The organism is Pseudomonas jilinensis, assembly GCF_003586265.1.
In the GTDB taxonomy this organism is placed as follows: domain Bacteria; phylum Pseudomonadota; class Gammaproteobacteria; order Pseudomonadales; family Pseudomonadaceae; genus Halopseudomonas; species Halopseudomonas phragmitis.
The window spans coordinates 39,752-54,289 of the sequence record NZ_QJSA01000009.1 but is presented as its reverse complement, the minus strand read 5'-3'; the positions used below and the strand labels follow the sequence as shown (position 1 = coordinate 54,289).

Genomic DNA, 14,538 nt, shown 5'->3' with positions numbered 1-14,538 from the left:
GCTTGACCCTGTAGTAACTATAGGGTGTGCAATGGCAAACAGACAACCACGGAGAGTCTGGAATATGTCCTGTTGCGATAACCAACCCCAGGCGTTGAAGCCTGAAATCGATAACTGCTGCGGCGCGGATGGCTGCTCAAGCAGCGAGCATCGCTCAGCGTGGGGGCGCTGGCGTCTGGCGGCAGCCGGGCTGGCGGCACTGGCCGCTGAAGTGTTGCATCTGGCCGGGCTGGCTGGTGACTGGCGGGTAGCGGCGCTGGCGTTACTGTCGATCCTGCTGTGCGGCCTAGGGACCTACAAGGCCGGCTGGCAGGCTATTCGCCGCCGCGAACTCAACATCAATGCATTGATGAGTGTGGCGGTGACCGGGGCCATGCTGATTGGCGAGTGGCCGGAAGCGGCGATGGTGATGTTTCTGTTCACCATCGCCGAGTTGATCGAGGAGCGCTCGCTGGAGCGCGCCCGGCGGGCGATCAGTTCGCTGCTGGATCTGAGCCCGGCCCAGGCCAGAGTGTTGCAGGCCGATGGTCAGTGGCGGGATGTGTCGGTGGCCGAAGTCGCGCTGGGTGATCGGGTGCGGGTGCGCCCGGGCGAGCGCATCGCCCTGGATGGTGAGGTGCTCAGTGGGCATTCGAGCATCAATCAGGCGCCGATTACCGGGGAAAGTCTGCCAGTCGATAAGCGCCCGGGCGATAGCTTGTTCGCCGGCAGTCTGAACCAGCAAGGCGAGCTGGAGTATCGGGTCACGGCGGCGGCCAGCAACAGTACCCTGGCGCGGATCATTCGTGCGGTGGAGCAGGCGCAGGCCAGTCAGGCACCGACCCAGCGGTTTATCGATCGTTTTGCCCGGATTTACACGCCGGCGGTATTCGCCCTGGCACTGCTGGTGGCGCTGGTTCCGGCTCTGTTTGTCGGCGACTGGCTGGAGTGGATCTACCGGGCGCTGGTGTTGCTGGTGGTTGCCTGCCCCTGCGCGCTGGTGATCTCGACCCCGGTCACCGTGGTCAGTGGTCTGACCCGGGCCGCGCGCCTGGGTATTCTGATCAAGGGCGGGCGTTTTCTTGAGGCTGGGCGTGAGCTGGACTGCCTGGCTCTGGACAAGACCGGCACGCTGACGCTGGGGCAGCCGGAACTGACCGATATCGAACCGCTCAATGGGCAGGGTAGTGAGTTGCTGTTCGGGCTGGCTGCGAGTCTGGCCGAGCGCTCGGATCACCCGGTGTCCAGCGCGCTCAGTCGTGCCGCTAGGCAGCAACAGGCCCGGTTACAGGCGGTAGAGGGGTTTTCCGCCTTGCCGGGCAGCGGGGTGCGCGGGCGGATCGATGGGCAGGATTACTGGCTGGGCAATCGCCGACTAATGAGCGAGCTGGGCCGGCTCGACGCAACACTGGAGCAGCGACTGCAAGCGCTGGAGCGCCAGGGCAAGAGTGTGGTGGTGTTGGCGGATGCGCAGCAACCGCTGGCTCTGTTTGCCGTGGCCGATCAGCTCAAACCGGGCACCCGTGAGGCTATCGGGCGGCTGAGTCTGGCTGGGGTGGAGTCACGGATGCTAAGTGGCGATAACCCGCACGCAGCCCGGACCATCGCTGCGCAGGCCGGGATTGATCAGGCCCATGCTGAACTCTTGCCTGAACACAAGCTGGAACTGGTCGAGCGTTGGCAGGCCGAAGGGCGCAGGGTTGGGATGGTTGGTGATGGCATCAACGATGCGCCGGCACTGGCCCGGGCCGATATCGGTTTTGCCATGGCGGCGGCCGGTACTGATACCGCGATGGAGACCGCCGATGTGGCGCTGATGGATGATGATCTGGGCAAGATTCCGACCTTTATCCAGCTGTCACGGGCGACGGTACGCATCCTGCGCCAGAACATCGCCCTGGCGGTTGGTATCAAGGCGCTGTTTCTGCTGTTGACCCTGACCGGGCATACCACCTTGTGGATGGCGGTATTCGCTGACATGGGTGTCAGCCTGCTGGTTGTGTTCAACGGCTTGCGCCTGCTGCGGGCCAGACCGCAGGTCGAGTCACAGCCGGCGCAAGCCCCACATCAGATAAGCGCCGCCAATCAGTGAGGCCATCAGCCCGGCGGGTATTTCGTTGGGGAACAGCCACTGGCGGCCCACCCAGTCGGCCAGCAGCATCAGCAGCATGCCGATCAAACCCGCACCGAACAGGTGCGGGCCGGCCCGAGTCAGGCCCAGCAGACGCGCCATGTGTGGGGCCAGCAGACCGACAAAGCTGAGCGGGCCGATCACCAGCGTGGCACCGGCAGTCAGAATCGAGGTCAGCAGCAACAGCCCCAGGCGTGCCCGTTCCAGCCGTATGCCCAGCGCCCGACTGGTTTCGGCGCCCAGTGGCAGGATATCCAGCCAGCGCAGCAGTGGCAGGCAGGCCAGGGCGGCCAGCAGCGCTGCCAGCAGGACGCCGGCAGCAGCAGGGGTGTCGACATAATAGGTCGAGCCAGACATCCAGGCGATCAACTGTTGGCCGCGCGGATCGCCGCCAGCCAGAACCACAGCGCGCAGAGCCTCGAACAGCGCGGTAATCGCTACCCCGGTGAGCAGCAGACGCTCAGGCAGCCAGCAACTGCGGCGATTGACCATTATTAGCAACGCTAGGGTCAGCAGGGCTCCGAGTGTGCCGGCCAGCATCAGTATCAGATTGCCCGGGGCTGGAAGCAGAAACACCGCTGCCATCAGCGCCATGGCGCTGCCGCCACTGATGCCAAGCAGTTCCGGGCTGGCCATCGGGTTGGCACTCAGGCGCTGGACCAGGGTGCCGGCCAGTGCCAGCATCAGGCCGCAGCCCATGGCTGCCAGCACCCGGGGCAATCGCCATTCCAGCACGCTCCAGGATTCGCTGGTGAGCCAGTACCAGCCCTGCGGGCCTTGGCCGAACCAGAGTGCTACCAGCAACATAGCCAGCACCCCCAGGCCCAGTCCGGCCAGCAAGCGCTGCGGATTGCGGCGACGTTCGCTCAGGCTCTGTGCCGGGCTGGGCGCCCGTTGGCCAGTCAGGCGCAGGTGTGGAATCAGCCACAGCAACAGTGGAGCCCCCAAGGCCGCCGTGACCGCGCCAGTAGGAATCAGCATGGCAGCCCGTTGGCCGAGCGACTGCACCAGCAAATCGGTGCCGGCCAGCAACAGGGCCCCCAGCAGTGTGGACCAGAGCAGTCTATGGCTGAGCCGGCGGGCACCGGCCAGGCGCACGATATTGGGCGCAGCCAGGCCAATGAAGCCAATGATGCCGACTACGCTGACCACGCAGCCGGCGAGAAAAACAGCAATGCCCAGCCCGGCCAGGCGCAAGTATTTGAGAGAAACGCCCAGGCTTCTGGCGCTGGCATCTTCCAGATCGAGCATGGCCAGGGGGCGAATCAGCAGCCAGGCCAGCAAGGCGCCAACCAGCACCCGTGGAGCAAGAAAGCCTGCGCTGTCCCAGCCATTCTGAGCCATCGAGCCGGCGCCCCAGATCAGCAGACCGCTGAGGCTTTCCTGATTGAACAGCAGCAGGGCCATACCCAGCGCGCCGAGATACAGGTTGACCACCAAACCGGCCAGCACCACGACCAGCGGAGCCAGGGCCCGACGCCAGCCCAGCAGCATGACCAGGCCCATGGCCAGAGCGCCACCAGCCAGCGCAACCCACTCCCGGCCCAGGTCCAGCAGTCCGGGCGCCAACAGGCTGGCAGCCATCAGGGCCAGATTGGCGCCGCTGGATACCCCAAGGGTAGTGGGTGAGGCCAGCGGGTTGCGCAGCAACTGCTGCATCAGCACGCCGGCAATCGCCAGCGCAGCGCCGGCCAGCAAGGCAACGCTGAGACGCGGCCACCAGCTGTATTGCAGCAGCAGGTAATCACTGCTGAGCTGGCTGAACAGGGCTTGCCAGGCTCGGCCTGCGCCGCCCAATGGTTGCAGGCTGGTCAGCGCCAGTGTTGCTGCAAGCAGGGTGAACAGCAGGCAGAGCAGGGCGGGGCGGCGTTGTTCAGTCATGGGCCTGCTCCAGGGCGGCGCTCAACAGTTCGGCAAAGCGCTGGCAAGACGGCAGGGCACCAAAGCTCCAGACTGGCGGCAAGGTGATGACCTGATTGTCTGCCACGCCTGGCAGGTGTTGCCACAGTGCGCTGCGGGCCAGCTCGCGCTCGACACCGGCAGGCTTGGGCTCGACTACCACCAGTTGGGCATCCAGGCCTACCAGTGCGTCGATACTGACCAGTGCAAAACCCCAGGCATTGGTGCCGCCAGTCCAGGCGTTGTCCAGGCCGAGTTGGTCGAGCACTACCTGGTACAGTCCGTTGGGGCCAAATACTCGTACATGGCGGGCATCCATGAACTGAATGATCAGCAGCGGGCGCTGTGGCCGGCTCAATTGCCCGGCCAGACTGTCGATTCGGGCCCGGGTGCTGGCGATCAACTGCTCGGCGGCCTGATCCCGGCCGGCTAGCCGGCCAACCTCGCGGGTCAGTTCAAGCATTTGCGTCCAGGTATCGGTGCCAGGAGTGTAAAGCTGCACCAGCTCGACCGGGGCAATGCGGCTTAGCCTGGGGGTAAGGTTGGTGAACATCTGCGAGATCAGAATGCGCTCAGGGGCCAAGGCGGCCAGCAGTTCCTGGTTGGGCTGGGTGCGCAGGCCCAGGTCGATCACGTTGTCGGGCATCTGCGGCTCGCCGACCCAGGCGTGATAGTCATCAACCTGGGCCATCGCCAGTGGCGGTGCGCCAAGCGCCACCAGGGTTTCTCCCAGCGTCCAGTCGAGGCTGGCCAGTCGTGGGCTGGCCTGGGTAATCGTGCTCAGCAGCAAGGCGAACAGCAACAGAAAACGCAGTGCAAATAGTGGCATGAGGAACTGTCAGTGGGCCAGGGCGACCAAGTGGTTGGCACTGGGATGGGGGATGACTTGCATGCTGATGCCGTAGATATCCTGCAGGGTATCGTGATCCATCAACTGCTCGGGATGCCCCTGGGCCAGCAGTTGGCCGCTGTGCAGGGCGATCAGGTTGTCGCAGAAGCGGGCGGCGATATTGATGTCGTGCAGGACGATGACCAGACCCAGCCCCAGTTCGCGGCTGAGCCCTGTGACCAGGCTCATGACCTCGACCTGGTGAGCGATATCCAGCGCCGCCAGTGGCTCGTCGAGTAGCAGGAAACGGCTCCCCTGGGCCAGCAGCATGGCAAGCCACAGGCGCTGACGCTCACCGCCAGACAAGGTGTCGACCATGCGGGTGGCGAAGGCCCGGGTATCGGTCAGTTCCAGCGCCCGGTCGATCTGCTGCTGGTCATCGCGGGTCAGACGTCCGAGCAGGCCACGCCAGGGGTAACGGCCAAACTCGACCAGCTCACGCCCAGTCAGGTTCTCGGCGCTGGGCAGGTGCTGGGGCAGATAGGCAACCTCGCGGGCAAAGGCCCGTGCCCCCCAGGCAGGTAATGGGCGCTGATCGAAGCAAACCTGACCACTGCTGGGGCTATACTGGCGCGCCAGTAGTTTCAGCAGGGTAGATTTGCCCGAACCGTTGTGACCGATCAGCCCATGAACCTGGCCCTGAGCCAACTCCAGACTGAGTGGCTGCAACAGCGTTTTGCCATTGACCTGATAACTGGCAGCGTTGAGGCTGAACATGGAAGGACTCCGCAGAGTGATTCAATTAATCTGCGCAAGGTTAAATAAAACAATAATGATTATCAATTTGTTTAAAGGTAGGATGTGCCGCCTGACGCGCGTGCGCGCGGCCACCCCAATCACGGATGTCAACCAATGAATCAAACCAACAGCTTCAGCGCACTGGTACGCCTGTTGCGCTATGCCCGCGGATACCGCCGGCGGATCATCGCCGCTGCCACCTGTTCAGTAATCAACAAACTGTTCGATATTGCTCCGGAAATTCTGATCGGTGTGGCTATCGACGTGGTGGTCAACCAGGAGCGCAGCTTCGTTGCCCGACTGGGGTTCACTACCCCGCAGGAGCAGATCATCGCACTCGGGGTGTTGACCTTCGTGATCTGGGCTGGTGAGTCGATTTTCGAGTACCTCTATCAGGTTCTCTGGCGCAACCTGGCCCAGCGGCTGCAATCGGATCTGCGCCAGGATGCCTATGAGCATGCCCAGCGGCTGGATATGAGCTTCTTCGAGTCGCGCAGCTCCGGGCATCTGGTTGCCACCCTGAACGACGACGTCAACCAGCTTGAGCGGTTTCTTGATGGCGGAGCCAACGCCATGATTCAGGTTGGGGTAACCGTGGTGGCAGTCGGCGCGGTGTTCTTCTTCATCTCGCCGCTGATTGCTCTACTGGCCTTTACCCCGATTCCTCTGATCATCTGGGGTGGTTTCTACTTTCAGCGCAAGGCTGGTCCGCTGTACGGCGAGGTGCGTGAGCGGGTAGGGGAGATCGCCAGTCGGCTGAGCAACAACCTGAACGGTATCGCCACGATCAAGAGCTTCACCGCCGAGGCCCGCGAGGCCGAACGTTTGCGCCAGGCCAGTGAGGCCTATGTTGAAGCCAATCGTAAGGCCATCAGGGTCAGTTCGGCATTCATACCGGTGATCCGCATGGCGGTGCTGACCGGCTTTTTGGCCACCTTCACCATCGGTGGCATGCAGGCACTGAGTGGCGATCTGAACATCGGTGCATACGGTGTACTAGTGTTCCTGACCCAGCGACTGTTGTGGCCGCTGACAGGACTGGCCGAGGTGATCGATCTGTTCGAACGGGCCATGGCCAGCACCCGGCGGATTCTCGGCCTGCTGGAAGAACCGGTGCAGGTGGCTGACCAAGGTAATCCTGATCTGGCCCAGCCGGTGCGTGGCGAGGTGCATTTCCAGCAACTGGCATTCCAGTATCCGAACTCTAACAGCGGCATTCACGGGATCGATCTGAAGGTTCCTGCTGGGCACACCCTGGCACTGGTCGGGGCTACCGGCTCGGGCAAATCGACCCTGATCAAGCTGCTGCTGCGTTTTCAGGACCCTCAGAGCGGCCAGGTATTGATCGATGGCCAGCCGGTGACTGCGATCAGCCTGCGTTCACTGCGCCAAGCGGTGGGGCTGGTCAGCCAGGATGTGTATCTGTTTGAGGGCAGTATTCGTGACAACATCGCCTACGGCAGGCCCGATGCCAGTGATGAGGAGATTGTCAGCGCTGCCCGTCAGGCTGAAGCCTGGTCGTTTATCGAGGTCTTGCCGCAGGGGCTTGATACCCCGGTTGGTGAGCGCGGTGTGCGCTTGTCCGGTGGCCAGCGCCAGCGTCTGTCACTGGCCCGGGCACTGTTGAAGAACCCGCCGATCCTGGTGCTGGACGAGGCCACCAGCGCGGTCGACAACGAGACCGAGGCTGCGATTCAGCGTTCATTGCGGCGCATCGCCCATGACCGCACAGTGATCATGATCGCTCATAGGCTGTCCACCATAGTGCACGCAGACCAGATCGCAGTGATTGAGCAGGGACGGGTGGCCGAATGTGGACGCCACGCCGAACTGCTGGCCAGGGATGGATTCTACGCGGCTCAATGGCGGGTGCAGACCGGGATGGCCCGCGAGGACGACCCGATCATGGCCTGATGGCACGGCTATTGCTGGTGCTTGTTCAAAGCCCGACGGTAGGGGAGCAAGCACATGGCGACGGTATTGGGGTTCATGCTGGCAGCCCGGCGCAGCGAAATGCAGGGGCTGATCGCGCTGGAGCTGACCTGTGAGCTGGTCGGCGGCATCAGCCGGCTTGTGCATGCGCTCCAGCGTGAGCGCGGTTTTTCCAATATGTATCTCAGCGCTCGGGCAGAGCGCTTCCGCCAGCCGCTGGATCAGTTGACCAGCGACAGCCGTGGACTTGAGCAGTCGGTGCGGCGAGGCTTCAATCGCATGGACCCGGAGACCGGGCGCGGAGCCGACAAGGCCCGTCTGTTCAACCGTATTGCCCTGGTACTGCACGGACTTGACGGGCTGGCCTGTCTGCGCCGTCGGGTGCGCGATCAGGCCCTGAGTCCTCAGGAGTCTACCCGGGCTTTTACCCGGGTGATTGGCGGGCTGCTGGCGGTCGTGTTCGAGGCTGCCGATACCTCCGTCGATCCGGATATCACACGTTGCCTGGTGGCGCTGTTCAATTTCATGCAGGGTAAGGAGTTGGCGGGGCTGGAGCGAGCCACCGGAGTTGCAGGTTTCGCCTCAGGGCTGTTCGATCTGGAACAGCTCGAACGCCTGCAGTATCTGGGCGAGGGCCAGCAGCGCTGCTTCGCGATCTTTTGCGACTATGCCGACAAGCCCGCGCTCAATGCCTGGCATCAGCTCTGCACCGATCCGGTCGAAGCTGAAATTGCCCGCTTGCGCCTGGTCGCCGCGCGCAGTCTGCCGGGGCAGCCGCTGGAGGCCAGTCTGGGTGAGCCCTGGTTTGAACTGACGACCCGCCGTATCGATGCCATGAAGCAGGTTGAAGACCTGTTGACCGAGAGATTGCAGCAACTGTGTCAGCAGAAAATCCGCCAGGCCCAGGCTGATCTTGATAATCACCGTTGTCTGCTTGAGCGGCTCGATCAGTTTGATGATGCCAGCGACCCACCAGAGACCCGGTTATTCAACGTGCAGGCCACTGAACTGGATGGTGCTCCGGGCGACACCATGGGCCAGCAGCTCAATCGCTCGGTGCTGGACCTTTTGCACGAACAGAATCAGCGTTTGCAGATGCTGGCTGAGGAGCTGGATAACGCTCGCAGCTCGTTGAATGAGCGCAAGTTGATTGAGCGGGCCAAGGGGGTGTTGATGTCGCGTCATGGGCTTGATGAGGAAGCGTCCTACCGGATACTTCAAAATGCTGCCATGGAGCGGAGTCAGCGGCTGGCTGATGTGGCTCAGGCAGTGCTCAGCCTGGCGGATCTTATGCCAAACGCCAGCACGCGGGTGAAGGCCGGATAAGCGAGGCATTTTTGCACGCTGGTTGCGCATTTGCCCTGCCGGTGCTCTCTTGGAGTGCGTAGGTTGGAGTCAGGGCATATTGCTGGCACTTGGCCATGGTTGATAAGTCTTTAAACTGTCGAGAGTTTTTCTGAGCTAACCGTTAACTGGCACGCAACCTGCTTTGAGACCGTCAGGTCAAGACCATTAGACCTCTACACAATTGACTAAGGGCAACGGCGTCCACCTCCACCTCGGCCATAGGGCCAGGTGCGAGGGGGCGCCGTTTTTTATGCGTGCTTTTCAGGGGAATGTGCAATGGACGACAAACCGATCAAGCCAACCAGCCAGGCCAGCGTCAATCTCAAGCGCCGTGACTTTCTCAAATATTCTATTGCCGCCGTTAGTGGCGCCGCGTTACTCGGCGGCATGGCCCCGGGCCTGCGCTCGGCGGCCTGGGCCGCAGGCAGCGATGCGCCGGAAACCACCCGAGCCAAGCTGGGGTTTATTGCTCTGACGGATGCGGCGCCGCTGTTCGTCGCTGATGAAAAGGGCTTTTTCGCCAAGCACGGCATGACCGGCGTCGAGGTGTTGAAGCAGTCATCCTGGGGTACCACCCGCGACAATCTGGTACTGGGTTCTGCGCGTAACGGGATCGATGGTGCGCATATCCTCACACCAATGCCCTATCTGATCGCCTCGGGGGCCATGACGCCGAACAATGTGCCGGTGCCTATGGTGATTCTGGCCCGTCTGAATCTGGGAGGGCAGTGCATTTCAGTTGGGCAGGAATATATCGACCTCAAGCTTGGGGTAGACAGTACTCCGTTCAAGGCCGCACTGGCAGCGAAAAAGGCCAGTGGCAAGCAAGTCAACGCCGCCATGACCTTTCCCGGTGGAACCCATGACTTGTGGATTCGCTATTGGCTGGCCGCCGGAGGCATCGACCCCAATCGCGACATCTCGACCATAGTGGTGCCGCCGGCGCAGATGGTTGCCAACATGAAGGTCGGCAGCATGGATACTTTCTGTGTCTGTGAGCCATGGAACGAACAACTGATCAACCAGAAGATCGGCTATACGGCACTGACCACCAGTGAGTTGTGGCACAACCATCCGGAAAAGGCGCTGGGGATGCGCGCCGACTGGGTTGAAGCCAACCCCAATGCGACCCGCGCACTGCTCAAGGCAGTGATGGAGGCGCAGATGTATTGCGAAGACCCAGCCAGCCGCGAGGAAGTTGCACGTATTTGTGCCAAACGCCGCTGGATCAACGCTCCTTTCAATGATGTGGTCGAGCGCATGAAGGGCAATTTCAACTATGGCACTGGTCGCGTGGTGGAAAACAGTCCGCACCAGATGCGCTACTGGGATGACTTCGCCTCCTATCCATTCAAGAGCCATGACCTGTGGTTCCTGACCGAAGATATCCGTTGGGGGTACTTGCCAGCCGACTTCGATAGTCATGCTCTGATCGAACAGGTTAACCGTGAAGACCTCTGGCGTGCAGCGGCCGCTGATCTGGGGGTGCCGGCCGAACAGATCCCGACGTCCACCTCGCGCGGCGTTGAGACCTTCTTTGATGGCACCGTATTCGATCCTGAAAACCCCCAGGCATACCTCGACAGTTTGGCAATCAAAGCGCTGGCCTGAGTCTGTCGCAAGGAGAATGACCCATGAATGCCAACGTCAAGATTGAAGCAGAGAGTGCTGCACCGCTATCAACGGCTTCCCGGGTACCAGCCTGGATGGCCCGGCTTGGCCGAGTCGGGTTGCACAACCTGTTACCACCGATAGCAATTACCCTGCTGTTCCTGCTGGTCTGGGAAATGCTTTGCTCCAGCCCGGCGAGCGCCTTACCCCCTCCTACCCAAGTGTTCAGCGATACCTGGGAGCTGATCGCCAATCCGTTCTATGACAATGGTGGGAACGATGTCGGCATGGCCTGGCAGATTCTTGCCAGCCTGGAGCGGGTCGCCTACGGCTATGCCCTGGCGGTAGTGGCCGGGGTGGGGCTGGGCGTGCTGGTAGGGCAGTCGACCTGGGCCATGCGCGGGCTCGATCCGATTTTCCAGGTACTGCGCACGGTGCCGCCGCTGGCCTGGCTGCCGCTGTCGCTGGCAGGCTTTCAGGACAGTAATCCGTCGGCGATCTTCGTCATCTTCATCACCGCGATCTGGCCGATCATCATCAATACCTCGGTGGGCATCCGCAACATTCCTGAAGACTACCGTAATGTCGCCAGGGTGCTGCGTCTGAACGGCATCGAGTACTTCGCCAAGATCATGCTGCCGGCGGCCGCGCCCTATATCTTCTCCGGGCTGCGCATCGGGGTCGGCCTGTCCTGGCTGGCGATCGTCGCCGCCGAGATGCTGGTCGGCGGGGTAGGGATCGGCTTCTTCATCTGGGATGCCTGGAATGCTTCGCTGATCAGTGACATCGTCCTGGCCCTGCTCTACGTCGGCATCGTCGGCTTCATTCTCGACCGTCTGGTGGCCTGGGCTGGCCGGCTGGTCACTCGCGGCACCAGCGAAGGCTGAGGAGCATCATCATGAGCAAGTCCTATCTGAGTATCGAAAAGGTGTTCAAAAGCTTCAGCCGTGGCGGCGTGACCAGTCAGGTGCTGAGCGATATCAACCTGCAGGTTGAGCGCGGGCAATACATTTCCATCATTGGTCACTCCGGCTGCGGTAAGTCCACTGTGCTGAACATCGTCGCCGGCCTGCTGGAGGCCAGTAGTGGTGTGGTGATTCTGGACGGCAAGGAAGTCAGCGGGCCCGGTCCGGATCGCAGCCTGGTGTTTCAGAACCACTCGCTGCTGCCCTGGCTGACCGTCTACGAGAACGTGCAGATTGCCGTCGACAAGGTCTTCGGTCGCAGCAAGAGTCGCAGTGAACGTGACGAATGGATTCGCCACAACCTGAACATGGTGCATATGGGCCATGCGCTGGATAAACGCCCTGGCGAGATTTCCGGTGGTATGAAACAGCGGGTCGGGATCGCCCGGGCGCTGGCCATGCAGCCCAAGGTGCTACTGCTCGACGAGCCGTTCGGTGCCCTGGATGCCCTGACCCGTGCGCACCTGCAGGACGAGGTGATGCGTATCCAGGCCGAATTGCACAATACCGTGATCATGATCACCCACGATGTCGACGAGGCAGTACTGTTGTCTGATCGCATCGTGATGATGACCAACGGCCCGTCGGCGGCCATCGGCGAGATTCTCGACATCGATCTGCCGCGCCCGCGTGATCGCATCGCCTTGGCCGAGGATCCCAAGTACAACCAGTACCGCCAGGCAGTTTTGCGGTTTCTCTATGAGAAACAACGCAAAAAGGCTACGGCCTGATGGACAGGGGGGGCGCTGCGACATTTGGCTCCCCCTTTTTTCATTGACGCCCCAGGGCAAAACTTCTAACCTTCGCCTCGCTTCAGGTGCCCCTGGCCAATGGCCTTAGGGTGAAACTGGGAAGCCGGTGCGTTCCTTGATACGGAACAATTCCGGCGCTGCCCCCGCAACGGTAAACGAGTGCCCGCCACCCATAGGGGTGTGACGCGGCAGATGATCCCCCATGACCACTGTGTACGCACGGGAAGGTCGGATCATCGGACACTGTCCGCTCGTGAGCCCGGAGACCGGCCTGATGCATGTCACAGCAGTGCGGCGGGCTCTGCGGGTGTATGGCCTCTGTTCGTCTGGCTGTCTGCCTGTTCGCTTCGCCGCGTGTACCCAGCTACTCAATGTCGTACGGGTGAGTACGACGGAGCGAACAGATGAAGATGTTGCCGCGCACGCCGCTGGCACTGGCCCTGATGGCCAGCGCCTGCTTTTCCCATGCCCAATCCCTGCACCTGGACAGCCAGGTGGTTACCGCAACCCGCACCAACCAATCGATTGCCGCCAACCTGGCTGCGGTCACGGTCATTGAACGGGCCGATATCGAACGCCTGCAAGCCACCGATGCCCTGGACCTGCTGCGCCGCACGCCGAGCGTCAGCATCGTCAACAACGGCGGTCCGGGCAAGTCCAGCAGCATCGGTATTCGCGGCACCAACAGTGACCATGTACTGGTGCTGATCGACGGCGTGCGCATTGGCTCGGTCACCAGCGGCAATGCTGCGTTGCAGAATTTGCCAATGGAGCAGATCGAGCGGATCGAGATTGTCCGTGGTCCGCGCTCCAGCCTCTACGGCTCGGAAGCCATTGGTGGGGTGATCCAGATTTTCACCCGCCAGGGCAGCAAGGGCGATCCCAAGCCCTGGGCCTCGGTGACCACCGGCAGCCGCAACCACAATGCAGGTAGCGCGGGTGTGTCTGGCGGTTTCGGCAACGCCTGGTACAACCTGGGTGTCAGCAGTCTGTCGACCCGGGGCATAGATGCGCGCCCGGGCCGTGGCGATCCGGACAACGACGGCTACCGCGAACTCTCGGCCAACCTCAAGGCAGGCTACCGCTTTGCCAATGGCCTGGAGATCGATGGCCAGGTACTGGAAACCCACTCCAGCAATGACTTTGACTCCGGCTTCAAGGCCAACTCGGATTCGGTGCTCAAGACCCACGCTCTCAATGCCCGCTTTGCTCCGCTTGATCCGTGGCGCGTGACCCTGCAGGCCGCACGCAGCGAAGACAAGAGCGACAACTTCAACGGCAGCACCTTCACCAGCCGCTTCGATACCCGCCGCGACAGCTTTGGCTGGCAGAACGATATCGATCTGGCGCCGGGCCAGGTGCTGACCCTGGGCTATGACCATCTGATCGACGAGGTCAGCAGCAGCACCGACTACAGCAAGGGCCGGCGCACCAACAAGGGTTATTACGCCCAGTATCTGGGTCAGCGTGGTATTCATGAATGGCAGCTTGGCCTGCGCCATGACGACAACCAGCAGCACGGTGATCACACCACCGGCAACATCGGTTACGGCATCAGCCTGACGGACAGCCTGCAACTGGTTGGTAGCTACGGCACCGCGTTCAAGGCACCGACCTTCAATCAGTTGTACTTCCCCGGCTTCGGCAACCCCGATATCAAGGAAGAGACCTCGCGCAACTACGAGCTTGGGCTGCGTGGCCAGCATGACTGGGGTACCTGGGCCGTCAATGTCTTCCGCAACGAAGTCGAAGACCTGATCGCCAGCGTCAACATGGGTGGCGGCATCTGGCTGGCGGAGAACGTCGACAAGGCGGTGATCAAGGGTATCGAGCTGGAACTGGCCGGCCATTGGTGGGGCTGGGATGTAGCCAGCAACCTGACCCTGCAGGACCCGTCCAACCGCTCCAAGCGCGCCAACCAGGGCGATCTGCTGGCCCGCCGCGCCGAGCAACTGTTCAACCTGGATGTCGACCGCCGCTTTGGCCGGGTAGGCGTCGGCGCCAGCCTGCACGCCGAAGGCCGGCGCTGGGACAACGCCGCTAATACCACCGACCTGCATGGCTACAACACCGTCGACCTGCGCGCCGAGTACTGGTTCAGCCACCAGTGGCGAGTGCAGGCACGGATCAGCAACCTGTTCGATACCGACTACGAAACCGCTGCCAGCTATCAGCAGCAAGGCCGGGCCGGCTATCTGACCGTGCGCTACCAGATGCTGTAAAGCGAGCCCCTCGTCATTGCGAGGGCCGCAGGTCCGTGGCAATCCACGTGCCTCGGCGGTAAGTCCGGCACAT

At 62.0% G+C, this 14,538-nt stretch carries 9 protein-coding genes, 1 pseudogene and 1 riboswitch; of the genes and pseudogenes, 7 read left to right on the top strand and 3 right to left on the bottom strand.

The annotated features are described in order from the left end of the window. Positions 1 to 127: 127 nt before the first annotated feature. Positions 128 to 2,071, top strand: a pseudogene (locus C2846_RS11005) (heavy metal translocating P-type ATPase); the annotation flags it as partial. Here the strand turns inward: C2846_RS11005 and fhuB are convergent. From fhuB to C2846_RS10990, 3 genes are read right to left on the bottom strand one after another with little or no spacing between them, the layout of a single operon-like run. Continuing rightward, positions 2,024 to 3,991 (bottom strand): Fe(3+)-hydroxamate ABC transporter permease FhuB, encoded by a 1,968-nt coding sequence (fhuB, locus tag C2846_RS11000; RefSeq protein ID WP_119701470.1) that lies wholly within the window; start codon positions 3,989 to 3,991, stop codon positions 2,024 to 2,026. The pseudogene C2846_RS11005 and the gene fhuB overlap by 48 nt on opposite strands. Beyond that, the gene (locus C2846_RS10995) at positions 3,984 to 4,838 is read right to left on the bottom strand and encodes an ABC transporter substrate-binding protein (RefSeq protein ID WP_119701469.1); all 855 of its coding nucleotides are present in this window, start codon (positions 4,836 to 4,838) and stop codon (positions 3,984 to 3,986) included. The genes fhuB and C2846_RS10995 overlap by 8 nt, the downstream gene beginning before the upstream one ends. Positions 4,839 to 4,847: 9 nt before the next feature. Further along, positions 4,848 to 5,615, bottom strand: coding sequence for an ATP-binding cassette domain-containing protein (locus C2846_RS10990; RefSeq protein ID WP_119701468.1), 768 nt, complete (start codon positions 5,613 to 5,615; stop codon positions 4,848 to 4,850). A gap of 135 nt (positions 5,616 to 5,750) precedes the next feature. Between C2846_RS10990 and C2846_RS10985 the strand changes: the two genes are divergently transcribed. The 6 genes from C2846_RS10985 (at position 5,751) to btuB (ending at position 14,465) form a co-directional block, all read left to right on the top strand. Continuing rightward, positions 5,751 to 7,550 carry an ABC transporter ATP-binding protein gene (locus tag C2846_RS10985; protein WP_119701467.1) on the top strand — a complete coding sequence of 600 codons (1,800 nt, stop codon included), beginning with the start codon at positions 5,751 to 5,753 and terminating at the stop codon, positions 7,548 to 7,550. 54 nt (positions 7,551 to 7,604) lie between these two features. Beyond that, complete coding sequence (locus C2846_RS10980; protein ID WP_119701466.1) at positions 7,605 to 8,894, top strand: nitrate regulatory protein; 1,290 nt, start codon at positions 7,605 to 7,607, stop codon at positions 8,892 to 8,894. Positions 8,895 to 9,191: 297 nt separating this feature from the next. Next, positions 9,192 to 10,526, top strand: a complete 1,335-nt coding sequence (locus C2846_RS10975) for an ABC transporter substrate-binding protein (RefSeq protein ID WP_119701465.1) — start codon at positions 9,192 to 9,194, stop codon at positions 10,524 to 10,526. Positions 10,527 to 10,621: 95 nt separating this feature from the next. After that, a complete protein-coding gene (gene ntrB, locus C2846_RS10970) occupies positions 10,622 to 11,413 on the top strand; it encodes a nitrate ABC transporter permease (RefSeq protein WP_420849046.1) in 792 nt (263 codons plus the stop codon). A gap of 11 nt (positions 11,414 to 11,424) precedes the next feature. Then, entirely contained in the window at positions 11,425 to 12,222 is a 798-nt protein-coding gene (locus tag C2846_RS10965; RefSeq protein ID WP_119701463.1) for an ABC transporter ATP-binding protein, read from the top strand. Positions 12,223 to 12,289: 67 nt separating this feature from the next. Beyond that, a riboswitch (cobalamin riboswitch) is annotated at positions 12,290 to 12,532 on the top strand. 115 nt (positions 12,533 to 12,647) lie between these two features. Continuing rightward, positions 12,648 to 14,465: a TonB-dependent vitamin B12 receptor gene (gene btuB / locus C2846_RS10960; protein ID WP_119701462.1), complete on the top strand. Its 1,818-nt coding sequence runs from the start codon at positions 12,648 to 12,650 to the stop codon at positions 14,463 to 14,465. Positions 14,466 to 14,538 lie beyond the last annotated feature (73 nt).